This is a genomic window from Mesorhizobium sp. M9A.F.Ca.ET.002.03.1.2, assembly GCF_003952365.1.
Classification (GTDB): Bacteria; Pseudomonadota; Alphaproteobacteria; order Rhizobiales; family Rhizobiaceae; genus Mesorhizobium.
Genome location: NZ_CP034443.1, coordinates 4,753,100 through 4,776,136, shown reverse-complemented (window position 1 = coordinate 4,776,136; position 23,037 = coordinate 4,753,100). Strand labels below are relative to the sequence as shown.

The 23,037-nt window shown below is 62.7% G+C and carries 25 protein-coding genes; 9 read left to right on the top strand and 16 right to left on the bottom strand.

Features of this window, described 5'->3' with window-relative positions; all coding sequences use genetic code 11:
- The first annotated feature begins 5 nt into the window (after nt 1-5).
- The 3 genes from EJ066_RS23035 to EJ066_RS23025 all read left to right on the top strand — a co-directional run bounded on the left by EJ066_RS23035 (nt 6) and on the right by EJ066_RS23025 (nt 2,557).
- A complete protein-coding gene (locus EJ066_RS23035; RefSeq protein ID WP_126041995.1) occupies nt 6-734 on the top strand; it encodes a glycerophosphodiester phosphodiesterase in 729 nt (242 codons plus the stop codon).
- A 43-nt stretch (nt 735-777) separates the two neighbouring features.
- Entirely contained in the window at nt 778-1,995 is a 1,218-nt protein-coding gene (locus EJ066_RS23030; RefSeq protein ID WP_126041993.1) for a GNAT family N-acetyltransferase, read from the top strand.
- 130 nt (nt 1,996-2,125) lie between these two features.
- The gene (locus tag EJ066_RS23025) at nt 2,126-2,557 is read left to right on the top strand and encodes an HIT family protein (protein WP_126041991.1); all 432 of its coding nucleotides are present in this window, start codon (nt 2,126-2,128) and stop codon (nt 2,555-2,557) included.
- A gap of 75 nt (nt 2,558-2,632) precedes the next feature.
- On the opposite strand, the gene clpA is transcribed toward EJ066_RS23025, so the two are convergent.
- The 3 genes from clpA to EJ066_RS23010 form a co-directional block, all read right to left on the bottom strand.
- Nucleotides 2,633-5,104, bottom strand: a complete 2,472-nt coding sequence (clpA, locus tag EJ066_RS23020; protein ID WP_126041989.1) for an ATP-dependent Clp protease ATP-binding subunit ClpA — start codon at nt 5,102-5,104, stop codon at nt 2,633-2,635.
- Nucleotides 5,105-5,110: 6 nt separating this feature from the next.
- The gene (clpS, locus tag EJ066_RS23015; protein ID WP_036241697.1) at nt 5,111-5,437 is read right to left on the bottom strand and encodes an ATP-dependent Clp protease adapter ClpS; all 327 of its coding nucleotides are present in this window, start codon (nt 5,435-5,437) and stop codon (nt 5,111-5,113) included.
- Between the two features lie 277 nt (nt 5,438-5,714).
- Complete coding sequence (locus EJ066_RS23010; protein WP_126041985.1) at nt 5,715-6,044, bottom strand: phasin family protein; 330 nt, start codon at nt 6,042-6,044, stop codon at nt 5,715-5,717.
- Nucleotides 6,045-6,359: 315 nt separating this feature from the next.
- Between EJ066_RS23010 and EJ066_RS23005 the strand changes: the two genes are divergently transcribed.
- Nucleotides 6,360-7,742: a D-alanyl-D-alanine carboxypeptidase gene (locus EJ066_RS23005; protein ID WP_126041983.1), complete on the top strand. Its 1,383-nt coding sequence runs from the start codon at nt 6,360-6,362 to the stop codon at nt 7,740-7,742.
- 46 nt (nt 7,743-7,788) lie between these two features.
- On the opposite strand, the gene EJ066_RS23000 is transcribed toward EJ066_RS23005, so the two are convergent.
- The 4 genes from EJ066_RS23000 to EJ066_RS22985 all read right to left on the bottom strand — a co-directional run bounded on the left by EJ066_RS23000 (nt 7,789) and on the right by EJ066_RS22985 (nt 11,238).
- Nucleotides 7,789-8,487, bottom strand: coding sequence for a DnaJ domain-containing protein (locus tag EJ066_RS23000; RefSeq protein ID WP_126041981.1), 699 nt, complete (start codon nt 8,485-8,487; stop codon nt 7,789-7,791).
- Nucleotides 8,487-9,218, bottom strand: a complete 732-nt coding sequence (locus EJ066_RS22995) for a VWA domain-containing protein (RefSeq protein WP_189644347.1) — start codon at nt 9,216-9,218, stop codon at nt 8,487-8,489. Before EJ066_RS22995 ends, EJ066_RS23000 begins: the two co-directional genes overlap by 1 nt.
- Nucleotides 9,219-9,310: 92 nt before the next feature.
- Nucleotides 9,311-9,748: a DUF1489 family protein gene (locus EJ066_RS22990; RefSeq protein WP_126041977.1), complete on the bottom strand. Its 438-nt coding sequence runs from the start codon at nt 9,746-9,748 to the stop codon at nt 9,311-9,313.
- An 86-nt stretch (nt 9,749-9,834) separates the two neighbouring features.
- Nucleotides 9,835-11,238, bottom strand: coding sequence for an L-serine ammonia-lyase (locus EJ066_RS22985; RefSeq protein WP_126041975.1), 1,404 nt, complete (start codon nt 11,236-11,238; stop codon nt 9,835-9,837).
- 152 nt (nt 11,239-11,390) lie between these two features.
- Here EJ066_RS22985 and EJ066_RS22980 point away from each other — a divergent pair, with 152 nt between their 5' ends.
- Nucleotides 11,391-12,146, top strand: coding sequence for a DUF599 domain-containing protein (locus tag EJ066_RS22980; RefSeq protein ID WP_126041973.1), 756 nt, complete (start codon nt 11,391-11,393; stop codon nt 12,144-12,146).
- On the opposite strand, the gene EJ066_RS22975 is transcribed toward EJ066_RS22980, so the two are convergent.
- The 6 genes from EJ066_RS22975 to EJ066_RS22950 form a co-directional block, all read right to left on the bottom strand.
- Nucleotides 12,083-12,892: a YdcF family protein gene (locus EJ066_RS22975; RefSeq protein WP_126041971.1), complete on the bottom strand. Its 810-nt coding sequence runs from the start codon at nt 12,890-12,892 to the stop codon at nt 12,083-12,085. The genes EJ066_RS22980 and EJ066_RS22975 overlap by 64 nt on opposite strands.
- Nucleotides 12,893-12,920: 28 nt before the next feature.
- The gene (locus EJ066_RS22970) at nt 12,921-14,489 is read right to left on the bottom strand and encodes an amidase family protein (RefSeq protein ID WP_126041969.1); all 1,569 of its coding nucleotides are present in this window, start codon (nt 14,487-14,489) and stop codon (nt 12,921-12,923) included.
- The gene (locus tag EJ066_RS22965; protein WP_126041967.1) at nt 14,489-14,947 is read right to left on the bottom strand and encodes a GNAT family N-acetyltransferase; all 459 of its coding nucleotides are present in this window, start codon (nt 14,945-14,947) and stop codon (nt 14,489-14,491) included. The genes EJ066_RS22970 and EJ066_RS22965 overlap by 1 nt, the downstream gene beginning before the upstream one ends.
- A gap of 7 nt (nt 14,948-14,954) precedes the next feature.
- Entirely contained in the window at nt 14,955-15,242 is a 288-nt protein-coding gene (gene gatC, locus EJ066_RS22960; RefSeq protein ID WP_126041965.1) for an Asp-tRNA(Asn)/Glu-tRNA(Gln) amidotransferase subunit GatC, read from the bottom strand.
- Nucleotides 15,243-15,334: 92 nt separating this feature from the next.
- A complete protein-coding gene (locus EJ066_RS22955; RefSeq protein ID WP_126041963.1) occupies nt 15,335-15,751 on the bottom strand; it encodes a hypothetical protein in 417 nt (138 codons plus the stop codon).
- 35 nt (nt 15,752-15,786) lie between these two features.
- The gene (locus EJ066_RS22950) at nt 15,787-16,494 is read right to left on the bottom strand and encodes a metal-dependent hydrolase (RefSeq protein ID WP_126041961.1); all 708 of its coding nucleotides are present in this window, start codon (nt 16,492-16,494) and stop codon (nt 15,787-15,789) included.
- 101 nt (nt 16,495-16,595) lie between these two features.
- On the opposite strand from EJ066_RS22950, the gene ruvX reads away from it, so the two are divergent.
- A complete protein-coding gene (gene ruvX / locus EJ066_RS22945; protein ID WP_126041958.1) occupies nt 16,596-17,081 on the top strand; it encodes a Holliday junction resolvase RuvX in 486 nt (161 codons plus the stop codon).
- Here the strand turns inward: ruvX and EJ066_RS22940 are convergent.
- Both EJ066_RS22940 and EJ066_RS22935 read right to left on the bottom strand, forming a co-directional pair.
- Entirely contained in the window at nt 17,048-17,359 is a 312-nt protein-coding gene (locus tag EJ066_RS22940) for a DUF6105 family protein (RefSeq protein WP_126041956.1), read from the bottom strand. The two genes, ruvX and EJ066_RS22940, sit on opposite strands and share 34 nt — an antisense overlap.
- Complete coding sequence (locus EJ066_RS22935) at nt 17,359-17,913, bottom strand: hypothetical protein (protein ID WP_126041954.1); 555 nt, start codon at nt 17,911-17,913, stop codon at nt 17,359-17,361. Before EJ066_RS22935 ends, EJ066_RS22940 begins: the two co-directional genes overlap by 1 nt.
- A gap of 167 nt (nt 17,914-18,080) precedes the next feature.
- Between EJ066_RS22935 and EJ066_RS22930 the strand changes: the two genes are divergently transcribed.
- The gene (locus EJ066_RS22930) at nt 18,081-19,019 is read left to right on the top strand and encodes an AEC family transporter (RefSeq protein WP_126041952.1); all 939 of its coding nucleotides are present in this window, start codon (nt 18,081-18,083) and stop codon (nt 19,017-19,019) included.
- Here the strand turns inward: EJ066_RS22930 and EJ066_RS22925 are convergent.
- Nucleotides 19,001-20,629, bottom strand: coding sequence for a DNA alkylation response protein (locus EJ066_RS22925; protein ID WP_126041950.1), 1,629 nt, complete (start codon nt 20,627-20,629; stop codon nt 19,001-19,003). The genes EJ066_RS22930 and EJ066_RS22925 overlap by 19 nt on opposite strands.
- Nucleotides 20,630-20,787: 158 nt before the next feature.
- Here EJ066_RS22925 and EJ066_RS22920 point away from each other — a divergent pair, with 158 nt between their 5' ends.
- A complete protein-coding gene (locus tag EJ066_RS22920) occupies nt 20,788-21,753 on the top strand; it encodes an aspartate carbamoyltransferase catalytic subunit (RefSeq protein ID WP_126041948.1) in 966 nt (321 codons plus the stop codon).
- The gene (locus EJ066_RS22915; protein ID WP_126041946.1) at nt 21,750-23,036 is read left to right on the top strand and encodes a dihydroorotase; all 1,287 of its coding nucleotides are present in this window, start codon (nt 21,750-21,752) and stop codon (nt 23,034-23,036) included. The genes EJ066_RS22920 and EJ066_RS22915 overlap by 4 nt, the downstream gene beginning before the upstream one ends.
- The last annotated feature ends 1 nt before the right edge of the window (nt 23,037 follow it).

Below are 23,037 nucleotides of genomic sequence, written 5' to 3'. Positions count from 1 at the left end.
CTGACATGACCGATCTTTCCTGGCTGACCGCCCGGCCCATTGCCCATCGCGGCCTTCACGACATGAACAAGGCGCGTTGGGAGAACACGCTTTCGGCCTTCGCCGCGGCGGCCGAACGCGGCTATGCGATCGAATGCGACGTGCATATATCGTCTGACCGGATCCCGGTCGTTATCCACGACGGCGATCTGAAGCGGCTGACCGGCCAGGACGGTTTCGTCTGGCAGCGCACGGCGGCGGAGATGACGGCGCTCAAGATCGGCGGCACATCAGACCATCTGCCGACGCTGCAGCAGGTGCTCGATCTGGTCGACGGCCGCGTGCCGATGATCGTCGAGTTGAAAGGGGTTCCCGGCCACGACGAGGGCCTGGTGGAAAGCGTCGGCAAAATGCTCAAGCGCTACAAGGGCAAGGCGGCGATCATGTCGTTCGACCACTGGCTGATCCGTGATTTCGCGAAACACGCACCCGGCATTCCGGGGGGGCTGACCGCCTACGGCAAAGACGTCAAGCTGATCGAGGCGCATTTCGCCATGCTGGCGCACGACATCGCCTTCACCTCCTATGCCGCCGGTGACCTGCCGAACCGGTTCGTCAGTTTCGTGCGCGAAAAGCTCAAAATGCCTGTCATCACCTGGACCGTGCTCGACCAGCCGGCGATTGACCTGACCTTCAAATATGCCGACCAGATGACGTTCGAAGGGTTCGAACCCGATCTGGTACAGGTCGCTTGAAAACCGAGCTTGCACAAGCCCTGATGGAGTCTACATAAGCCTCATGGATCAAGGCGATGACGGTGACGGGCAAACGGTGAATGCGGAGTACTCGATCCGCGTCGCAGCCGGCATCGGCGCCTTCACCTGCGCGGAATGGGATGGGCTCGGCGGCACCGCGCGCGACGATACAGAAAACGGCTACAACCCTCTCGTTTCATTCGCTTTTCTGAGCGCACTCGAGGATTCCGGCTGCGCCGTGCGGCGCACCGGCTGGCAGGGCCATCACCTCAGACTGGAGACGACGCAAGGCAAGTTCCTCGGGGCCGTTCCCTGCTACCTGAAATCGCACAGCCAGGGCGAATATGTGTTCGATCACGGCTGGTCGGACGCATTCGAGCGCGCCGGCGGGCGCTACTATCCAAAGCTGCAATGCGCGGTGCCGTTCACACCCGCCACCGGCCCTCGCCTGCTGGTCAACAAGGGCGAGGACAGTTGGGCCGTGAAGGCCGGCTTGGCAGCAGGTCTGAAGGCCGTGACGGAAAAGCTCGGCGTGTCTTCCGCGCACGTGACCTTCGCGCAGCAGAAAGATGTCGCGGCGCTGGAAGCGGCGGGCTTCCTGCACCGCACTGACCAGCAGTTCCACTTCTTCAATGAAGGGTTTTCGACCTACGACGACTTTCTCGCCACGCTGGCCTCGCGCAAGCGCAAGGCGATGAAGAAGGAGCGGCGCGAGGCGCTCGCTCACGGCATCTCGATCGATTGGCTGACCGGCAAGGACCTGACCGAAAGAGCCTGGGACGACTTCTTTGCCTTCTACATGGATACCGGCAGCAGGAAATGGGGGCGGCCTTACCTCAACCGCGAGTTCTTCTCGATGATCGGCGAGCGCATGGCCGACGACATCCTGCTTGTGATGGCCAGGCGCAATGGACGCTACATTGCCGGCGCCATTAATTTCATCGGTTCCGATGCGCTCTACGGGCGCAACTGGGGCTGCATCGAGGACCATCCCTTCCTGCATTTCGAAGTCTGCTATCACCAGGCGATCGACTTCGCGATCGACCGCAAGCTGAAAGTGGTCGAAGCGGGCGCGCAAGGCGAGCATAAGCTGGCGCGCGGCTACAGGCCGGTGACCATGCATTCGGCGCATTACATCGCGCATCCCGGCTTGCGCAATGCGGTCGCCGACTACCTCAACCGCGAGCGGCGCGAAGTCGAGCGGATGGGTGACTATCTCGAAGGGCACACTCCGTTCCGCAAGGATCTGGCGGACGATTAGAGCGACGTGCGTCCAATTGGACGCACAAAGTAGGCTCTAACACTTTGAATCTCCGCATCGTACTTTCCGAACATCGATTCCGATTTTCGGGTCGATGCGGCAGAACAAGGCATAATCGGGAGCGCACGCCATGGCCGAAGCCATCTACGACAGCGACAATATCTTCGCGAAAATCCTACGCGGTGAAATCCCATCGCATCGCGTCTATGAAGATGACGCGGTTGTCGCCTTCATGGATGTGATGCCGCAAGGCCCGGGTCATACGCTGGTTGTGCCGAAGGCGCCGTCGCGCAACCTGCTAGACGCGGATCCGGCAACGTTCGGCCCACTTTTCGCAATTGTTCAGAAGGTTGCGTTGGCGGTGAAGAAGGCCTTCGGCGCCGATGGTGTCACCGTCCTGCAGTTCAACGAGCCCGCTTCGGGCCAGACCGTCTATCATCTCCATGTCCATGTCATTCCGCGCTTTGAGGGCATTCCGTTGAAGCCGCATAGTGGGCAGATGGAGAAGCCCGAGGTACTGGCTGAGAACGCCGGCAAGATACGGACTGCGCTGGAAAACTGAAGCCGGGCATCCGGCTTCGGCCATCATCCAACGAAAAAAGCCCCGTCTCCGGGGCTTTTTTTGGCTTTCAGGCCTTTACCCCTTGCGAGGCAGTTGCGGGACCAGACTGCGTTTGCTGCCGCCATCCTTGCCCTTGGGCTCAGCCTTCTGCGCGATCGCCTTCTTCGCGGCGGGCTTCTTGACGGCCGCTTTCCTGGGCTTCGGCGCGTCGTCCGGTTCTTCCTTCTTCGGCTTGACCGGCGCCTCGTCGGCGAGCGATTCGAGCTTCAGGCCGGTTTCGCCGGTCTCCTTCTTCTCGACGGTAACACGCACCGTGCCGCCCCTCTTGAGCTTGCCGAACAGCACCTCGTCGGCCAGCGGCTTCTTGATGTGCTCCTGGATGACGCGGCCGAGCGGCCGAGCGCCCATGCGCTCGTCATAACCCTTGTCGGCCAGCCACGCGATTGCCTCCTGCGACAGGTCGAAGGTGACGCCACGCTCGGAAAGCTGGGCCTCGAGCTGCATGACGAACTTCTGCACCACCTGATGGATGACCGGAACCGGCAGCGAGCCGAACGGGATGATCGCATCGAGACGGTTGCGGAACTCCGGCGTGAACAGCCGGTTGATCGCCTCGACATCGTCGCCTTCACGCTTGGTCGAGCCGAAACCGATCGCCGCGCGCTGCGCATCCGAGGCGCCCGCATTGGTGGTCATGATCAGGATGACATTGCGGAAGTCGATCTGCTTGCCGTTGTGGTCGGTCAGCTTGCCGTGGTCCATGACCTGCAACAGGATGTTGAACAGGTCCGGATGCGCCTTCTCGACCTCGTCGAGCAACAGCACGCAATGCGGATGCTGGTCGACGCCGTCGGTCAACAGGCCGCCCTGGTCGAAGCCGACATAGCCGGGAGGCGCGCCGATCAGCCGCGAGACGGTGTGGCGCTCCATATATTCGGACATGTCGAAGCGGATCAGTTCGACACCGAGCGAGGCGGCGAGCTGCTTTGCCACTTCGGTCTTGCCGACGCCGGTCGGGCCCGAGAACAGATAGGAGCCGATCGGCTTCTCCGGTTCGCGCAGGCCGGCCCTCGCCAGCTTGATCGCCGAGGTCAACGCCGTGATCGCGGTGTCCTGACCGTAGACGACGCGCTTCAGCTCGACGTCCAGACCGGCCAGCACCTTCTCGTCGTCAGCGGAAACCGTCTTCGGCGGAATGCGGGCGATGGTGGCGATCGTCGCTTCGATCTCCTTGATGCCAATGGTCTTCTTGCGCTTGGCCTCCGGCACCAGCATCTGCGAGGCGCCGGTCTCGTCGATCACGTCGATCGCCTTGTCCGGCAGCTTGCGGTCATTGATGTAGCGCGCCGACAGTTCGACCGAAGCCTTGATCGCCTCAGCCGTGTAGCGAACCTTGTGGAACTCCTCGAAATAGGGCTTCAGGCCCTTCATGATCTCGATGGCGTCCTCGATGGTCGGCTCGTTGACGTCGATCTTCTGGAAGCGCCGCACCAAAGCACGGTCCTTCTCGAAGAACTGGCGGAACTCCTTGTAGGTGGTCGAGCCGATGCAGCGGATCGTTCCGGACGACAGCGCCGGCTTCAACAGGTTCGACGCATCCATGGCGCCGCCCGACGTCGCCCCTGCCCCGATCACGGTGTGGATCTCGTCGATGAACAGCACCGCGCCCGGATAATCCTCGAGTTCCTTGACGACCTGCTTCAGCCGCTCCTCGAAATCGCCGCGATAGCGGGTTCCGGCCAGCAATGTTCCCATGTCGAGCGCGAAGACGGTGGCATTGTGCAACACTTCCGGCACGTCGCCTTCGACGATGCGCTTGGCCAAGCCTTCGGCGATCGCCGTCTTGCCGACGCCGGGGTCGCCGACATAGAGCGGATTGTTCTTGGAGCGGCGGCACAGCACCTGGATGGTGCGGTTGATCTCGGACTCGCGGCCGATCAGCGGATCGATCTTGCCGGCCTTGGCCTTGTTGTTCAGATTGACGCAATAGGCGGTCAGCGCGTCCTGCTGCTGCTTTTTCTTGCCGCCCTCCTCCTGCGGCTCTGCGCCGTTCTGGCCGCCCTGCTCGTCGTCGGCGCCGCGCGGCGACCGCGTCTCGGATGCGCCGGGGCGCTTGGCGATGCCATGCGAGATGTAGTTGACCGCGTCGTAGCGGGTCATCTGCTGTTCCTGCAGGAAATAGGCGGCATGGCTCTCGCGCTCGGCGAAGATGGCAACGAGCACGTTGGCGCCGGAGACTTCCTCGCGGCCGGACGACTGCACATGGATCACCGCGCGCTGGATGACGCGCTGGAAACCAGCCGTCGGCTTGGAATCCTCGTCGTAGCCGGTGACGAGATTGTCGAGCTCGGTGTCGATATAGGTGAGAACCGTATGCTTCAGCTCGTCGAGATCGACGTTGCAGGCGCGCATGACCGCGGCCGCCTCGGTGTCGTCGATGAGAGCGAGCAGCAAATGTTCAAGGGTTGCATATTCGTGGTGCCGCTCGTTGGCGAACGTCAGCGCCTGGTGAAGCGCCTTTTCCAGGCCTTGGGAGAAAGCCGGCATGTTACCTCACTTCTTCTCCATCACGCATTGCAGCGGATGCTGATTTTGTCGGGCGAAATCCATGACCTGGGACACTTTGGTCTCGGCCACCTCGAATGTATAGACCCCGCACTCGCCCACTCCATGATTGTGAACATGAAGCATGATGCGTGTGGCGGCTTCACGGTCCTTCTGGAAAAAACGCTCCAGCACGTGAACCACGAATTCCATGGGCGTGTAGTCGTCGTTGAGAATGAGGACCCGATAAAGGCTAGGCTTCTTGGTCTTGGTTTTGGTGCGCGTAATGACAGCCGTGCCGCGACCGGCCTCGTTGCCGTCGCTGCCGTTTTGCATACGCACCACATCTCTTGTGGCAGTCAAACCTGTAGTCACGTAGTCCTGCCTTTTTCGAATCCCCAAGCGAGTTCGACATGTAGGTGTTCGATGAACGATTTTAAGCCCTTCTGTTTAGCTGACAATATGGCTAGATGGCCAAACTTGGCCGATTTTTGAAATCGTGAAGGCAGTAAGAGCCCCTGATTTCAAATTGCCATGAAAAAACCCGGCCGCGCGTGCGCGACCGGGTCTGCCTTGCAGGCCCGAGAGCCATCCTTCACATGCTAAAGCGAGATTATTTCGCTTTTGCGACGATTGATTCGAACGGCTTGTAGGCTTCCTTGGCGAGTTCGGCATAGAGATCGCCGATCTTGGTGGCTTCGGTGACGAAGGATTCGTAGGACTGCTTGGCAAAGTCGGACTGGATCTCGAACGCCTTCTCCAGCGACTTGGCCGACAAAAGTTTCTCTGCTGCTGCGCTGCCGGCTTCGAAGCTCTTCTTGGTGTACTCGCTCGCCTCGGTGGCGATTGCCTGCGCACCCTTGGAAAGGGATGCGAAGCTCTTCAATCCGGAGTCGGCAAACTCCTTGCCGTATTTGCTGAAATCTTCATAGGTCTGGGTCATTTCACGCATTCCCTTGACGGTTGCCCTGAGGGTGGACGCGCCCTGTCCTGGCCGCGTTGTGCAATGCAAGTAAGATATTGTGCAATGCACAAAAAGTCAATGTCTCGCCGAATGCGGCGACAGCCGTCAGCACACCGGCCAAGCACTGGCAGCGGCTAAAATTCGAATAAAGAAAAGCTCAAGCTCGAAGAAAATGGTGAACGCGGCGGTTACCATAAACGGATTGGTAACGCTGGCCGCGTTAGCTTGGCCGGAAGTGAGGCAGGATCCCTTTGCCCGCCTCCAGCGCAACAAAAAATTTCAAAGGAACCATCGGTGCGTCAGGCGTTGTCGGGCATTCTCTCCAAATCCGCGTCCTCTCTAAAAACGATCATGATCTTCGCTTTGGCGATGACATTCGTCGTTGCCGACGCTGCTCCGTCCATGGCGGCCAAGTCGGCGGCCATCGTCATGGACGCAAAGACCGGCAAGGTGCTCTATTCTTCGAATGCCGACGGTCGGCGCTATCCCGCCTCGCTCACCAAGATGATGACGCTTTACCTGGCTTTCGAGGCCATGGCGAAAGGCAAGATCAGCAAGAGTTCCCGGGTCGTCTTCTCGGCCAACGCTGCTGCCGAACCGCCGACGAAACTCGGTGTCAGGCCGGGCGGCGCGATCACGGTCGAGACCGCGATCCTGTCGATGGTGACCAAGTCGGCAAACGACTCGGCAACGGCACTCGGCGAACTTCTCGGCGGTAATGAAGCCAATTTCGCCCACATGATGACGGCCAAAGCGCGGGCACTGGGTATGAAGGGGACCGTTTTCCGCAACGCCCACGGCTTGCCAAACCCCGGTCAGTTCACCACTGCGCGCGACATGGCCGTGCTCGGCATCGCGCTGCGGGAGCATTTTCCCCAATATTACGGCTACTTCTCGCAGCGATCCTTCCTCTATGGCCGTAAGCGCATCAACGGCCATAACCGCCTGCTCGGGCGCATCAAGGGCGTCGACGGCATCAAGACGGGCTATACCCGCGCCTCCGGCTACAATCTCGTCTCCTCGGTCTCCGACGGCGACCGCCGCATCGTCGCAGTGGTCATAGGTGGGAAATCCGGCGGCAGCCGCGACAACCAGATGGCCGGGTTGATCAACACCTACATGCCGAAGGCGTCGTCGCGCGGCAGCGGCATGCTGGTCGCCAAAGCCAGCGGCGGCAACCCGATCACCGCGCTGGCAAAAGTGTTCCTGCCCAAGGACGACGCGCCGACACCGGACAGCAAGCCGGACGACGACGCCATAGCCTCTCTTGTTGAGGAGGCCGAGCCTGTCGTTGAAGAAACCGCCCCGGCCGTTCAGACCAGGAAGGTCAAGGCAGTGGCTGCGGCCGCCGCGGACGACGTGGCGACCGCGCGGGTCATGGCAGCCTACGCCGAGCCAGCTGACGTCGATCCCGTCAAAACGGCATCGGTGCCGTCCGGTTGGGCGGTGCAGGTCGCCTCTTCGCCAAAACAGTCCGAAGCCCAGGCCCTCCTCGACAAGACGATCAAGCAGGCGCCTTCGGTCCTGGCCGACGCCTCGGGCTTCACCGTCGCCTTCGAAAAGGACGGCGTCACCTACTACCGCGCCCGGTTCGGCTTTGGTTCGAAGACCGCCGCCTGGAAAGCCTGCAACGCCCTGAAGAAAAAGAAAATCGAATGCTACGCCGTCCAGCAGTAGGCAGCGTGGAAAGACACCCTCCCGGAAAATTCTGCGTCGAAGGAGACTAATGGTGATTGGAGAGCAAGACGTCCTTGGCTTCGTTGATCCGCGCCGCCAGGAAAGACGTGCCACCGATATCGGGGTGCAGGCGCTGCATCAGGCGGCGGTGCGCCTTGCGGACATCCGCCGCGGCGGCCCCCGCTTCAAGACCAAGGATCTTGTAGGCCTCCTCCTTAGTCATGGAGCCAGAACCTGGCGAAACACCCAGCCCTTCGCCACCATCCGCCTCAGCGTCTTTGCGCCAGACGGGAAATCTGCCGTCAAGATACGTCTCTAGCAGCTGGCGGCTCTCCGGGTCGCCGAAGAGCTCGCGATAAAGCTGCTGCAATTCCGCAAGGCCCATCGTGCCAAGCATCTTGCCTTCATGGCGGCCGGCGAGCACGAGCCCCTCCAGGCTGCCGGTATCGTGATCAAGCTCCATTTCGAGTGCCGCGGTGCGCACCGTCGAATGCTTGCCCGGCTCCAGTTTCGCTGTCGGCCGCTTCATCCGCATCGAGCCATACCAGGCGAGCGCAACCGACAGGATCAGGCCGCCAATGCCTCCGCGTCCGACCAAGAGCACGGCGACGCCGATCAGCGCCAGCAGGACGGGCCCAAGCGTTCTCATCGCGCTTGCTAGTCTCGCGGGGTCGGCGCGGAGGAAAACCATGGCCGTGCCGAGCAGCACCAGAAGCAACGCCACAAATAGAAGAAGCGCGCCCATTATTTCCTGCCGCCCCGCAGATGCTCGATCATCAGCTGGTCTTCCGGCCTGCCCCTGGCCTCCAGTGCCTTCAGCCCGCCCGTCGCAAACACGGCGACCGCCGAAAGCAAGCTGGCCAAGGTTGCGGCAGCCTGCCGATCAAATCGGAACCAGGCCCCCTTGGACAGCCGCGCAATTTCCTTGAACGCCTTTTCCGCGCCGGAATCATGGCCTTCCTGAAAGACGAAGACAGGAACGCCGTGCAGGCCGAGGCTGCCGGCCTTTTCGGCTAGGTCGTCGATATTTTCTTCCATCGCATCGCCGATATAGACCAGCGCGTTGACCTTGGCCGCCGCCGTCTGTTTCAGCGCATGGGCGAGCACCTTGCCGATCTGGGTGTGGCCGCTGCGGCATTCGATCCGCGTCATCAACTGCTTCAAGGCATTCGTGTCGGTAACGAAGCCAGACGAACGGCATTCACCAAGACCGCGAAAATAGACCAGTTGGACGCTGAGCGCTCCAGCCTTGCCGACGGCGTCAAACATCTCGCCCTGCAGTGCACAGGCGAGATCCCAGGTCGGCTGGCGGCTCATCGTCGCGTCGAGTGAGAGAATCAGCCTGCCGGAGCCGGTCGCGGACGCGGCGAGCGTCCTTGCCTGACGGATAAAGGCGTCGATCTCACCGGCACTCGATTGGGACTCGACCGGCGCGGGACTGGTCTTCGCAGGCACGGGCTGCTTCTTGTCGCTCATGAGATTGAAGATGTGGCGTTGTCGCCCAGCTTGCAAGCCCGCCATGAGGCGGCCTGGAGCAGCGATCGCGGCAGCTTTGAATTCAGGCCTTCTTAGAGAAGGCCGAGATCGGCAAGCTCGCGCCTGAGTTTCGGCGGCATCTCGAACAGCCCGGCCCTGCCCTTGCCGAGATCGGCCGGCGCATCGGAAGGTTTCAGGTAGCGCCAGCCCTGAAAGGCGCGGCGCGGCTGCCAGTCGGTGCGCACGACCTCGGGGGCGAGGATCAGGTGACAACGTCCAATGCCTTCACTGTCGGTGAAAGGACGGATTTCGGTGATCAACTGGCGGCACTGCACATTGCCCTTGATTACCCAGTAGAGGGAACCGCCGTCGGTGACTTCGGCGCCGCGCGTCGGCACCATGCGTGTGGTGTGGTAGTGCTCGGCCGGCTCACCGGCGCGCCGCCGTTCATCGAGGCGGAAGGCGATCCACTCTTCGAGGTCCTCGACGCTGTCGCAGCCGACACAGAGCTTTATGAGATTGAGAGACATGGATTAAGGTTTAGTCCGGCACACGAAGGCGTCAACGGCCTGGCCGACTTTCTCCACAGTGCCAATCTCCGTGGTGCAAGGTTGGCTCAGCACTCGACGATGTTGACGGCCAGTCCGCCGAGGCTGGTTTCCTTGTATTTCTCATTCATGTCGAGGCCGGTCTGGCGCATAGTCTCGATCGCGGCATCGAGCGGCACGAAATGAACGCCGTCGCCCTTGATGGCGAGCGAAGCGGCAGTCACCGCCTTGACGGCGCCGAGCGCATTGCGTTCGATGCAAGGCACCTGCACCAGCCCGCCGACCGGATCGCAGGTCATGCCGAGATGATGTTCGAGCGCGATCTCGGCGGCGTTCTCGACCTGCTCGGGCGTGCCGCCCATGACGGCGCACAATCCCGCCGCCGCCATCGCCGAAGCCGAGCCGACCTCGCCCTGGCAGCCGACTTCGGCACCCGAGATCGAGGCGTTGGTCTTGATGATGCCGCCGATCGCCGCCGCGGTCAGCAGAAAATCGCGGATGCTTGGCTGGTCAGCCTCGGGATGGAAATGCAGCCAGTAGCGCAGCACCGCGGGCAGCGTGCCCGCGGCACCATTGGTCGGCGCGGTGACAACGCGCCCGCCGGCGGCGTTCTCCTCGTTCACCGCCATGGCATAGATCGACAGCCAGTCATTGGCGAGCAGCGGGTTGGGCCGGTTCTGTTGCCATTGTTCCTGCAGCTTGTCATGCAATTGCCGCGCCCTGCGGCGCACCTTCAACCCGCCCGGCATGATACCGTCCTGCGACAGCCCGCGCTCGATGCAGCTCTTCATGGCGCTCCATATGCCGTCGAGGCCGGCGTCGAGCTCTTCGCGCGGCATCTGCGTTTCCTCGTTGACGCGCTTCATGTCGGCGATGGAAAGACCGCTTTTTGCCGCCATCGACAGCATCTCGACAGCGTTCTTGAAGGGGTATGGAACTTTCTTGGCTTCGGTCGTCACCGAGCCCTTGGCCTTCATCCGCTGCAGCTCCTCCTCGGAAACCACGAAGCCGCCGCCGATCGAATAGTAGATGCGCCTTAGCAGCAGGTGGCCGTCGGCATCATAGGCGCAGAAAGCCATGCCGTTGGCGTGGCCGGAGAGCGGCGTCTTGCGATCCAGCACCAGATCCGTGGCCGGATCGAATCGATAGGACGGATGGCCGGGTGGTGAAATTCGCTTGTCGGCGGCGATGCGGTCAATGATACCATCGGCCTGATCGGGGTCGACCGTTTGCGGCATCTGGCCGGCAAGGCCGAGCACCACGGCGCGGTCGCTGCCATGGCCGATGCCTGTGTAGGCCAGCGAGCCATGCAGGCTGGCGGCGATGCGGTCGACCTTGGCGCCGGCCGGGCGCGGCCAGTCATCTCCCGCGATCTCGTCGAGAAAACGCCGCGCAGCCGTCATCGGTCCCATCGTGTGCGAACTCGAGGGCCCGATGCCGATCTTGAACAGGTCGAAAACCGAAAGGAACACGCGCCGCTCTCTCCTATTGGAACTTACATATAGGAATTCTTGTGATGTTTCCGCTCTTTCGAGGATCGCGGCGCTGCACCTGCCGACCTTGTTTGCTCCGGCAGCGACATCCGCCATCGAAGCGGCGCCACGGCTTGTGGTAAAAGGGTCGCATGGGCGATTCCTTCCATCTGTCGACGGCAGACCTCGCGGCGCTGGCCTTCTTCCTCTTCGTATGGGTGCTGCATACGCTCGCCTCCGACGGAAAGCTGGTCAGCCGCATGTCGCTGACGACGGCCATGAACGCCCAGCGTGAAGCCTGGATGCGGACCATGGCCGAACGCGAGATCCGCATCGTCGACACCGCCATCATGGCAGGTCTTCAACAGGGAACCGCCTTCTTCGCCTCCAGTTCGCTGATCGCGATCGGCGGCTGTTTTGCCCTGCTCGGCGCCTCCGATCAGGTTCTTTCGGTGCTGAGCGACCTGCCGCTCGGCGCGACATCATCCCGCTCCGCCTTTCAGATGAAGGTGTTCGGATTGGTGCTGATCCTTGCTTATTCCTTCTTCAAGTTCGGCTGGGCCTATCGGCTGTTCAACTATTGCTCGATCCTGATCGGCGCGGTCCCGATCCCGCATGGCGAAGCCTCACGCAACCCGGTTAGCGAGACGGCGGTATGGCGTGCGGCGCGCATGAACATGCTGGCCGGAAAGCATTTCAATTCGGGCCTGCGCGGCGTGTTCTTCTCGATCGGCTATCTCGGCTGGTTCGTCGACCCAAAGGTGTTCGTGCTGTCGACGCTGCTGTTGCTAGCGGTTCTGGTGCGTCGCCAGTTCTTCTCGGCAGCGCGGCAAGCCGTGATCGGTCAGCCGCCCGAGCCAACACCCGGTTCGGGGAACGGCCGGTCTATGCGGCCCGACAGCCAGTAGGCGACGAGCCCGATCCATTCACGGACCGCCATGGTGGTGGTCTGCAGCGAAGCGACAGGATCGTCGCGGAACAGGCCGATGCGCTCCTTGCCTGGGGTTCGGTAGTCTACCGGCCACGGGACCGTTGGAAAGCCGGCCTTGTCGAACAGCCCCTTGGCGCGCGGCATGTGAAAAGCCGAGGTCACCAGCAGCCAGGTCTCGCCCGGTTTCGGGGTGACCAGTTCCCGGGTGAAGACGGCGTTCTCATAGGTGTTGCGGGATTTGCTCTCTAGTGTCAGCCGGTCGGCTGTCACGCCGAGGGCCATGAGCAGGCGCGGCGCCGTCGTCCCGTCACCCTCGTCATCCAGCATCAGCCCGCTAGGGCCGCCGGAGACGACCAGCTTCGCCATCGGAAAGCGCCGCGCAAGGATCGCGGCTTCCACGAAACGATCGCCGCTTCCATTCAGCTCATAGCCGCCGCGCACCAGATTGACTGCGCCCTCCAGGCCACCGCCGAGCACGACGATTCCGTCAACTTTTTCCGGCAGCAACGGCCGCGGAAAGCGCTCTTCCAACGGATTGAGAATCATTGCGCCAAGCGGGGTCCAGGCCGACAGCCCGAGAATCAGGAAGGCGAGCATGCTGCCGGTGGCCGCCAGCCGCCGCCGGCCAACCATTGCCGCAAGCAGCCCGGCCAACAGCAGGATAATTGATAGATTCAGAGGCTGGACGAGGAGCCAAAATACCTTGGAAAGATAATAGAACATCCCTCACCCCTTCAGATGGGAGACGACACTACCACCACCACTTTTCCGGCTGGAACGTACCCGCCGCCTGTTCGATGACATGGGCGGTCTGGAACAGGGTTTCCTCGTCGAAGGGCCGGCCGATGAGCTGCAGGCCGAGCGGCAGGCCCTTGGCGTCAAGCCCTGCGGGCACGGCGATGCCTGGCAGCCCGGCCATGTTCACGGTCACCGTGAAGATGTCGTTGAGGTACATCTTGACCGGGTCGGCGGCCATGTCCTCGTCGGCGATGCCGAAGGCCGCCGACGGTGTCGCCGGTGTCAGGATGACGTCGACGCCCGCCGCGAATGCATTTTCGAAATCCCGCTTGATGAGATTGCGAACCTTCTGCGCCTGCAGATAGTAGGCGTCGTAGTAGCCGGCGGAGAGCACGTAGGTGCCGATCATGATGCGGCGCTTTACCTCGCGGCCGAAGCCAGCGGCGCGGGTCTTCTCGTACATGTCGACGATGTCCTTGCCCGGCGCGCGCAATCCGTAGCGGACGCCGTCATAGCGAGCGAGGTTCGACGAGGCTTCGGCAGGCGCCACGATGTAATAGGCTGGCAGCGCGTATTTGGTATGCGGAAGCGAAATGTCGACGATCTCGGCACCGGCATCTCTGAGCCAGGCAATGCCCTTCTGCCACAGCGCCTCGATCTCCTCGGGCATGCCGTCGACGCGATACTCCCTGGGGATGCCGACCTTCATGCCCTTGACCGGCTTGCCGATCGCCGCCTCGTAGTCCGGCACCGGCCGGTCGACCGAGGTGGTGTCCTTCGGATCGACCGACGCCATGGATTTCAAGAGGATCGCGGCATCACGCACATCGCGGGCTATCGGTCCGGCCTGGTCGAGCGACGAGGCGAAGGCGACGATGCCCCAGCGCGAGCAGCGGCCGTAGGTCGGCTTGATGCCGACCGTGCCGGTGAAGGCGGCGGGCTGGCGGATCGAGCCGCCGGTGTCGGTGGCGGTAGCGCCGGCACACAGGAGCGCCGAAACGGCGGAGGCCGAGCCGCCCGACGAACCGCCCGGCACGAGCTGGGCGTTGTCCAGCGTGCGCGCGATCCTGGCGCCGCCGGCCGAGACGAAACCGCCATCGCCCTGGTGCGTGGTCGGCATCACCACCGTGTCCACGCGCGAACGCCGCCACGGATTGACGACAGGGCCGTAGTAGGAGGTCTCGTTGGACGAGCCCATGGCGAACTCGTCCATGTTGAGCTTGCCGAGCATGATGGCGCCGTCGGCCCACAGATTGGCGGTGACGGTCGATTCGTAATGCGGCTTGAACCCGTCCAGCACATGGCTGCAGGCCTGGGTGTGGACGCCTTCGGTGCCGAACAGGTCCTTGATCCCGAGCGGAATGCCTTCGAGCGATCCGCCCTCGCCCTTCGACAGCTTCGCCTCCGAGGCCTTGGCCATGTCGCGCGCCTTGTCGTCGGTGACGACGACATAGGCGTTGAGCGCCGGATTGGCCCGCTCGATCGCCGACAGGTAAGCTTCGGTGATCTCGGTTGCCGTGATTTCCTTGGCGCGCAGCTTGGCGCGGGCCTGCGAAATCGTCAGGTGGGTCAGGTCGCTCATCAGACAAGGCTCTTTTCGTAAAACACCGACCACTCGGAATCGGGATAGTCCAGCACCGGGCCACAGCGCAAAAATCCGACGCGTTCATAAACGGTCCACGCAGCCGGATGGCGGTCGCCCGTCTCCAGCACCAGGCGCTTCAACCCTTCGCTGCGCGCCAGCGCCTCGACCCGCTCGACGATCGTCGCGCCGATCTTGCGGCCGCGATGCGAGGGCCGCGTGTACATGCGCTTGACCTCGCCAATGGCGCCATCGTGACGCTTCAGCGCGCCGCAGCCTATGGCAAGGCCATTGTCGCGAGCGATGAAGACAGTCGTTTCCTTGTCGGCCATCTGCTCGACGGTCATGTGGTAACAGTGCTCCGGCGGCGTCAATTCCAGCAGCGTGTCGTTGAGTTCCTCGACCAGCCCGCGGACATCGTCCTGCAGCGGTGTCTCGATGGCGATCTCGATTGCCATCGGCCCGCTACTCCACGACCTTCGGAACGAGGAAGAAATTCTCTTCGGTCGCCGGTGCGTTGGCGACAATGTCGGCGGCCTTGCTGCCGTCGGTGACGACATCCTGGCGCTTCTTCATCTCCATCGGTATCACCGAGGTCATCGGCTCTACGTCGGAAACGTCGACCTCGTTCAACTGCTCGACAAAGCCAAGAATGGCGTTCAACTCGCCGGTCATGCGCTCGGCATCCTGCTCGCTCACCGCGATACGGGCGAGATGCGCGACGCGCTTCACAGTCTTGACATCAACGGACATATTTATCTGTGCCTCGGGAAAACCAGTCCGCGCTATAGCGGCGCGGCGTGTGCCGCGCAACATGCATCATGCCAAGAACCGGGCCAGAAGGTCTATGGCAGGGCCACGCCGTCGCAGAGGAAATAGCTGCCGCCGTTGCCGCTCGCCTCGTTTTCGTCGTTCGCGGGCCGAACCGATACCAGATCGATCTCCTTCGGGCTCAATTGCGTGACGGACAGGACGTCCGGAAAGACGTGGCCCGGCTCCTGACATATGGCCGTCACTGCCCAGCTCGGCGAGAGCGTTGCCTTGGTGATTTGAAGGAACTCGCAATCGTATTCGACGCTTTGCAGGCCACGCGCCGTCAGCACGGTGTTGCCGGCCTCGATCACCGTATCCAGCGTGTCCTTCTTGGCCTGCGCACAGAGGTCCTCTGACTCGAGATAGACGCCCTCGATGAAGTCGTCCGCGGCGGGCGCCGGGGAGGCCACAGCCAGAATGGAAATGCAAAGAAGGCCCCTCAAAATCATGTTCTCATTCCATTCTGGCTTCTACCTGGCGTCTTCTACAAACTAATCGTCTCGCCGATCTTCGGCAATGCCACGTTCACGCCGGAACCCTCCAAGCCCGCCACGAACTTGTCGGCCGTCTGATCAATGATCGGGAACGTGCCGAAGTGACTGGGGATGACGGTCTCGAACTGAAAGAAGCGCCGGCAGGCAAGGGCTGCCACCGCGCCACCCATGGTGAAGCGGTCGCCGACCGGCACGATGCCGATCTTCGGCTCGTGCAATTCGTTGATCAGCGCCATGTCGGAAAAGATGTCGGTGTCGCCCATATGATAGAGCGTCTTGTCTTCCGAAAAATGCAGGACGAGCCCGCCCGGATTGCCGAGATAGGTGTTCTGGCCATTGTCACCCGGGAACGACGACGAATGCAGTGCCTGGACGAAGGTGGTGGTGAAACCGCCGCAATCGACCGTGCCGCCGATATTGCCGGGATTGATCTTCTTGTCGCTGGCGCCCTTGCCGACCAGGTACATGCAGACCTCGAAATTGGCGACCAGCATGGCGCCGCTTTTCCCAAGGACTTCGAGCGCACCGCTGATGTGATCGCTATGGCCGTGGGTCAAAAGGACATGAGTGACCCCTTCCGCCGGTCCTTCCCAGCCGCCCGTCCACGACGGGTTGCCAACCAGATAGGGATCGATGAGGATTTTCGCATCAGCGGTTTCGATGCGGAATGCGGAATGTCCGTACCAGGTCAGTTTCATGAATGCCTTCCTCGATTTATGCTGCGGCAAAGGATAGAACGCCGGCAGCAAAATTAAAGTGCCGCAGCGTCCTTTGCGGGGTGCAGTCGAAGGAAAGCCGTTTGAGCATCATCACAATCGAAGAGCTGCCGGCGCGGCTCGGCGGCGGCAAGACGCTGGCCGGGCTCGACCTCGGCGACAAGACGATTGGCGTCGCGGTTTCCGACCGGGGCTTTGCCTTCGCCCATCCGCGCCCCGTCATCATGCGCAGGAAATTCTCGCTGGATGCCGCAGCGCTGCTTGCCTTGCTGCAGAAAGAGAATGCCGGCGCCGTGGTGCTCGGCCTGCCGGTCAACATGGACGGATCGGAAGGCCCGCGCGCCCAGAAATCCCGCGCTTTCGCTCGCAACATGGCTGGTGTGACTGACCTGCCCTTCGTTTTGTGGGACGAGCGGCTATCGACGGTAGCGGCCGAGCGGACGTTGATCGAGATGGATTTTTCGCGCCGCAAACGCGCCGGCAAGATCGATTCGGCCGCGGCGGCCTTTATTTTGCAGGGCGTTCTCGACCGGCTTCAGGCGCTCGGCGTCGATGCCTGGTCGAAATAGCGGTCGCGCATTATCCTGATCCAGCGGCCGATCACCCGGCGGCGGCGAAACGCCCAAAATGCCAGGAGCAGCAGACTATCGAGGATGCAGGCCTTTGCCACCATGCCGGGAATGAGCGCGGGATCAACGCCAAGCATATCCCCATAGAGCTGGAAGACGAGGTCATGCAATTGACGGCTCAGCATGACATAGCCGAAATTGATGTTGTTGAGCGACAGAAAGAACCAGCCCCAGAATAGAGCGAGCGGAGCCGCCCACAGCGCGAGCAAGATGCGCATCAGCGGCCATCCCTCAAGTTTGTGTCCGGCCGGCCGGAAATGCGCGAGAGCGACGAGTTGTGCGCCGCCGCCTTCGCCATCACATGCGCGGCGGCACGGGTTTCGCCCATGTCCGGAACCGCTGCGGCAAAGGCCGGCCGCCGCTCCGCGAGCATCGCGACATAGGAAGCCAGCAGTGCCGCCAGTTGCACCGCGACAGCCATGAACAGCCCGTTGACGCCTTGCGCGGCGCCGCCGACAACGATTAGCGACAGCACGCCGGAGGCGCAGATGAAGGCGATCCGTGTGACGCTGTCATCCGGATTTGCCGGGTCGCTGGTCAGCGTTTCGATTAAGGCCCAGCAGAACAGCACCGCGACGACAAGCAGCGCTACGGCAAGCGGCGCCACGACGATCGCGTTTTCGAGGTCGACGAAGCGGGTGTTCTGCACGGCGACGCCGAGCACGCCAAGCGCTGCCGCAACGCCACGATTTCCATCGATGCAGATGAACGCCAGCAGGGCGAAAACGACCGCCCAGTGCAAGGCCAGAAAGGAGCTCAGTATGTACCGCATGGCGTTCCTGCTTCGGTAGACAGGACAGTGGGCTTTGCGGCCCGCCGCCGCAACGGAAACCATTTGTTAAGGTTAACGGCCATCCACAGGCACACGGTAGCGCCGGTCGTGGCGCTTTACACGCCGGCAATGCCTGCTATGGCACGGTCTCCCTCCGAGACGCCTCCATGCAAGCCACGTTCGAAAGCATTCTACCGATCTTCCTGCTTATCCTGTGCGGGAACATTCTTCGGCGCGTCAACGTGGTCGATCTGGCCGGCTGGGACGGCATCAACCAGCTGGGCTATTGGTTCTTTTATCCGACACTGATCTTCGTGACGATCGTAAACGCCGATTTCGCCGGCCTGCGGCTGGATAGCATGATGCTGGCACTGGCAATCACCTTGCCGCTGATGTTCATATTCGTGCTGTCGCTGTGGCCGTTTCTGCGCAAGGCCGGTCTTGCCGGTGCAGCGGAATTCTCGTCGATTTTCCAAACGTCGATCCGCTGGAACGGTTTCATGGCGCTGGCCATTGCCCAAAAACTGTTTCCGCCCGCCGGCATGGCTGTCGTCGCTCTGGCGATGGCGATCATCATCCTGCCAATCAATCTTGTGACGGTTTTCGTGGTCACACGCTTTGCCGACAGGACGGCCAACTGGCTGACGCTGATCCGCCGCATGGCGACCAATCCAATGGTGATCGCGGCTGCCGGCGGTCTTCTGCTTCGCGCGCTGCCCTTCGAACTTTTTGCGCCGGTCAACAAGACGCTTCAGTTGATCGGCCAGGCCGCGCTCGGGCTTGGTCTCGTCGGCATAGGTGCGGGCCTGAGGCTCGACAGCCTGGTCAAGCCCAAGACGGCCATCCTCGTCCCGGTCGCGGTCAAACTGGTGATTTTTCCGGCGCTGCTGTTGGCCGTTTCCCTCTCGCTTGGCATCACTGGCGAGGAATTGTTGTTTCTCGTCCTGTGCGGCGCCGTGCCGACCGCCATGAACGGCTATGTGCTGGCCAAGCAGATGGGCGGCGACGCCGAGCTTTATGCCACGGTAACGACGCTGCAGACGCTTTTGTCCTTCGCGACCGTCCCGGCTGCACTGCTGTCGGCAGCTCAGTTAGTCGGCGGATAGAGCGTGTCGATGATCATGCGCGCGTCATGGCGCGAATCGAGCATGCCGTAGGTGTTGCGCCACTGGCCGGCGAGGCGCGTCTCGACGAAGGCGTCGGCGATCCGCCCTGCCCCCAGCCTGCGCAGTTCCGCCGCCGCCGCCGACAGTGCCAGTTGCTCGGTGAGCAGACGGGCCGAGCCCTCGTCGGTTGCCGCGACCTGCATTGCCGCCTTGAGCACGCCGACGGTGCCGCGCCCGCCGTCGCCGAGGTCGCGATCGATGCCGGCCAGCACCTCCTCGAACAGGCTGGGTGCACGCCCCAGCACGCGCAGCACGTCAAGCGCCATGACGTTGCCGGACCCCTCCCAGATCGCATTGACCGGAGCTTCGCGATAGTAGCGCGCGAGCGGCGCCTCCTCGACATAGCCGTTACCGCCGAGACACTCCATCGCCTCGTAGAGCAGCGGCGGCGCGATCTTGCAGACCCAGTATTTGACGACCGGCGTCATGGCGCGAGCGAAAGCCGCCTCGCCACGGTCACTGGCCGCCTCGTCGAAGGAACGCGCCAGCCGGAACGACAGCGCGGTGGCAGCGGCGACGTCGAGCGCCATGTCGGCCAGCACGCGCTGCATCAGCGGCTGTTCGACCAGATTGGTTCCGAACACCTGGCGATGGCGGGTGTGGTGGACGGCCTCGGCCAGCCCGGCACGCATGATCGCCGACGAGGCGATCGCGCAGTCGAGCCGGGTCAGCGTCACCATGTCCATGATCGTCTTCACGCCCGCCCCCGGCTCGCCGACCATCTCGCCGATGGCGTTGACGAACTCCACTTCGGACGAGGCGTTGGAACGGTTGCCGAGCTTGTCCTTCAGCCGCTGAAAGCGGAAGCCGTTGCCCGAGCCATCGCCGAGAATGCGGGGAACGAGAAAGCACGAAAGCCCCTCCGGCACTTGTCCAAGCACCAAGAACGCATCCGACATCGGCGCCGACATGAACCATTTGTGGCCGGTCAGCCGATAGAAGCCGCTGCCGACGCGCTCGGCCTTGGTGACGTTGGCGCGGACATCGGTGCCGCCCTGCTTCTCGGTCATGCCCATGCCGAGCGTCAGCCCGGTTTTTTCGACCGGCGGCTTCTGGCTCTGGTCGTATTTGCGTGTTGTCACACGCGGCGCCCATTCGCGAAACAGTTTTGGGTTGGCCATCAGCGCCGCCAGCGATGCGCTGGTCATGGTGATGGGACAGAGATGCCCGGTTTCGAGCTCGGCCGTCAGATAGAAACGGGCGGCGCGCACTTGATGACGGCGGCCGATCTCGGCGTCGCCGTTTTCCCAGACCGACGAATGCAGCCCATTCGCCACCGAGCGGCGCATCAGCGCATGATAGGCGGGATGGAACTCGACCAGATCGATGCGCCTGCCCTGCCGGTCATGCGTCCTGAGCTTCGACGTCTCGACATTGGCGAGGCGGGCCAGCTCCTGCGCCTCCTGCGTCAGCACGAAACGGCCCAGCCCATCGAGATCCTTGCGCACCGGATCGGAAAAACGCTCGGCAAGCTGGATCAGCAACGGATCGCCCCGCCAGGCGTTGCCGCCTGCCAGCGGCGGCGGCTGGTTCGTCACGTCGTCGGTCACGCATCGTCCTTATCATCACAAGGCCACGAATCCGAAGCCATCAGCGGTTTATAACCCAAGCGTTGCTGCGCGCGCGACGAAAATACCGGGGAGAAAGGCGGCAATCCAAAGCTGGTGCTTGCAGCCAAAGGTCCTCCACCCTATAGCAGCCCCTTGTGATGACCGACGCTTCGTCCCTGCCACTGTATCCCCACAGCCATCTTCTGGGCATCCGCGATCTTTCCCCCGCCGATATCGAGCTTTTGCTGGACAAGGCCGATCAGGCGGTCGCCATCTCGCGGCAGTCGGAGAAGAAGACGTCGACGCTGCGCGGCCGCACCCAGATCAATCTCTTCTACGAGGCCTCGACCCGCACGCAGTCGTCGTTCGAGCTTGCCGGAAAGCGGCTCGGCGCCGACGTCATGAACATGTCGGTGGCAAGCTCTTCGGTGAAGAAGGGCGAGACGCTGATCGATACCGCGATGACGCTGAACGCCATGCGCCCCGACATCCTGATCATCCGCCACCAATCGGCGGGTGCCGCGGCACTGCTGGCGCAAAAGGTCGGCTGCTCGGTGATCAATGCCGGCGACGGCGCCCATGAGCACCCGACGCAGGCGCTGCTCGACGCGCTGACCATCCGCCGAGCCAAGGGTCCGCTGTCGAAGCTGATCGTGGCGATCTGCGGCGACATTCTGCATTCGCGCGTGGCGCGCTCCAACATCATGCTGCTCAACGCGCTTGGCGCCCAGGTTCGCGTCGTGGCGCCGTCGACGCTCCTGCCCGCCGGCATCGAGAAAATGGGCGTGATCGTCTCCCGCTCGATGGCCGAGGGTCTCAAGGACGCGGACGTGGTGATGATGCTGCGGCTGCAGCGCGAGCGGATGGAAGGCGCCTTCGTGCCTTCGGTGCGTGAATATTTCCGCTATTTCGGCCTCGATGCCGAGAAGCTGAAGGCGGCCAAGGATGACGCGCTTGTCATGCATCCCGGCCCGATGAACCGTGGTGTCGAAATCGCCTCGGAAATCGCCGACGGTCCGCAGAGCGTCATCCAGGAACAGGTGGAAATGGGTGTCGCCGTGCGCATGGCGGTGATGGAAGCGCTGCTCGACCCCCGTCGCAACCATGAGGGCCGCGGCGCATGAGCACGACGGTCTTCGAGCGCGCCCGCATCATCGATCCGTCGCGCGGGATCGACGAGGTCGGCGCGGTCATCGTCGAGGGCAGGAAGATCGTCGCTGCCGGCAAGGCGGCCTTGAACCAGGGCGCTCCGGAAGGCGCCATGATCATCGATGGCGCCGGCAAGGCTGTTATCCCCGGCCTGATCGATGCGCGCGTCTTCATCGGCGAACCCGGCGGCGAGCACCGCGAAACCATCGCCTCAGCCAGCGTGGCGGCGGCTGCCGGCGGCGTCACCTCCATCGTCATGATGCCCGACACCGACCCGGTGATCGACAATGTCGCGCTGGTCGAGTTCGTGCTGCGCACCGCCAAGGACACGGCCATCGTCAACATATTTCCGGCGGCGGCGATCACCAAGGGTCTCGATGGTCGCGAGATGACCGAATTCGGCCTGCTGCGCGAGGCCGGCGCGGTCGCCTTCACAGACGGGCGGCACACCATATCAAGCGCACTGGTGATGCGCCGCGCGCTGACCTATGCGCGCGATTTCGGCGGCGTGATCGCGCATGAAACCCAGGACGCCGACCTCGCATCTTCAGGCGTGATGAACGAAGGCCTCTATGCAAGCTGGCTCGGCCTTGCCGGCATTCCGCGCGAGGCCGAATCCATCCCGCTGGAGCGCGACCTGGCGCTGGCGCGGCTGACCGGCGGCGCCTACCACGCGGCCAAGATCTCGACGGCGATGGCAGCCAATGCCGTGACGCGGGCAAAAGCCGACGGCGCGAATGTCACATCAGGCGTGTCGATCCACAATCTGTCGCTCAACGAGAACGATGTCGGCGAATATCGCACCTTCTTCAGGCTGACGCCGCCGCTGCGCGCCGAGGAGGACCGGCTGGCGGTGATCGAGGCGGTCAAGGACGGCACGATCGATATCATCGTCTCCTCGCACGATCCGCAGGACGTCGACACCAAGCGCCTGCCCTTCGCCGACGCCGCGGCCGGCGCCATCGGGCTGGAAACGCTGCTGGGCGCGGCACTGCGGCTCTATCACAATGGCGATGTGACACTGCTCAGGCTGGTCGAGACCTTGTCCACCGCACCGGCAAGGCTGTTCGGTCTGCCCGGCGGCACGCTGAAGCCGGGTGCCGCAGCCGATCTTGCGCTGGTCGATCTCGACGAGCCATGGATCGTCAGCGAAAGCGGCATCCGTTCGCGTTCGAAAAACACATGTTTCGAAGGCGCGCGGCTGCAAGGCAAGGTCTTGCAAACGATGGTGGCGGGCCGCACAGTGTTTTCGGCCTAGG

What these genes read in the sequence shown, in the direction of transcription:
- EJ066_RS22995 (WP_189644347.1), bottom strand. Translation starts at nt 9,218, where the DNA reads ATGAGCGACAAGAAGCAGCCCGTGCCTGCGAAGACCAGTCCCGCGCCG.
- EJ066_RS22935 (WP_126041954.1), bottom strand. Translation starts at nt 17,913, where the DNA reads ATGCGGTACATACTGAGCTCCTTTCTGGCCTTGCACTGGGCGGTCGTT.
- EJ066_RS22980 (WP_126041973.1), top strand. Translation starts at nt 11,391, where the DNA reads ATGGGCGATTCCTTCCATCTGTCGACGGCAGACCTCGCGGCGCTGGCC.
- clpA (WP_126041989.1), bottom strand. Translation starts at nt 5,104, where the DNA reads ATGCCGGCTTTCTCCCAAGGCCTGGAAAAGGCGCTTCACCAGGCGCTG.
- EJ066_RS22950 (WP_126041961.1), bottom strand. Translation starts at nt 16,494, where the DNA reads ATGAAACTGACCTGGTACGGACATTCCGCATTCCGCATCGAAACCGCT.
- EJ066_RS22915 (WP_126041946.1), top strand. Translation starts at nt 21,750, where the DNA reads ATGAGCACGACGGTCTTCGAGCGCGCCCGCATCATCGATCCGTCGCGC.
- EJ066_RS22990 (WP_126041977.1), bottom strand. Translation starts at nt 9,748, where the DNA reads ATGTCTCTCAATCTCATAAAGCTCTGTGTCGGCTGCGACAGCGTCGAG.
- EJ066_RS22975 (WP_126041971.1), bottom strand. Translation starts at nt 12,892, where the DNA reads ATGTTCTATTATCTTTCCAAGGTATTTTGGCTCCTCGTCCAGCCTCTG.
- EJ066_RS23000 (WP_126041981.1), bottom strand. Translation starts at nt 8,487, where the DNA reads ATGGGCGCGCTTCTTCTATTTGTGGCGTTGCTTCTGGTGCTGCTCGGC.
- EJ066_RS22940 (WP_126041956.1), bottom strand. Translation starts at nt 17,359, where the DNA reads ATGCGCATCTTGCTCGCGCTGTGGGCGGCTCCGCTCGCTCTATTCTGG.
- EJ066_RS23030 (WP_126041993.1), top strand. Translation starts at nt 778, where the DNA reads ATGGATCAAGGCGATGACGGTGACGGGCAAACGGTGAATGCGGAGTAC.
- EJ066_RS22930 (WP_126041952.1), top strand. Translation starts at nt 18,081, where the DNA reads ATGCAAGCCACGTTCGAAAGCATTCTACCGATCTTCCTGCTTATCCTG.
- EJ066_RS22970 (WP_126041969.1), bottom strand. Translation starts at nt 14,489, where the DNA reads ATGAGCGACCTGACCCACCTGACGATTTCGCAGGCCCGCGCCAAGCTG.
- EJ066_RS23035 (WP_126041995.1), top strand. Translation starts at nt 6, where the DNA reads ATGACCGATCTTTCCTGGCTGACCGCCCGGCCCATTGCCCATCGCGGC.
- EJ066_RS23025 (WP_126041991.1), top strand. Translation starts at nt 2,126, where the DNA reads ATGGCCGAAGCCATCTACGACAGCGACAATATCTTCGCGAAAATCCTA.
- EJ066_RS23010 (WP_126041985.1), bottom strand. Translation starts at nt 6,044, where the DNA reads ATGACCCAGACCTATGAAGATTTCAGCAAATACGGCAAGGAGTTTGCC.
- EJ066_RS22965 (WP_126041967.1), bottom strand. Translation starts at nt 14,947, where the DNA reads ATGGCAATCGAGATCGCCATCGAGACACCGCTGCAGGACGATGTCCGC.
- gatC (WP_126041965.1), bottom strand. Translation starts at nt 15,242, where the DNA reads ATGTCCGTTGATGTCAAGACTGTGAAGCGCGTCGCGCATCTCGCCCGT.
- EJ066_RS22920 (WP_126041948.1), top strand. Translation starts at nt 20,788, where the DNA reads ATGACCGACGCTTCGTCCCTGCCACTGTATCCCCACAGCCATCTTCTG.
- clpS (WP_036241697.1), bottom strand. Translation starts at nt 5,437, where the DNA reads ATGCAAAACGGCAGCGACGGCAACGAGGCCGGTCGCGGCACGGCTGTC.
- EJ066_RS22955 (WP_126041963.1), bottom strand. Translation starts at nt 15,751, where the DNA reads ATGATTTTGAGGGGCCTTCTTTGCATTTCCATTCTGGCTGTGGCCTCC.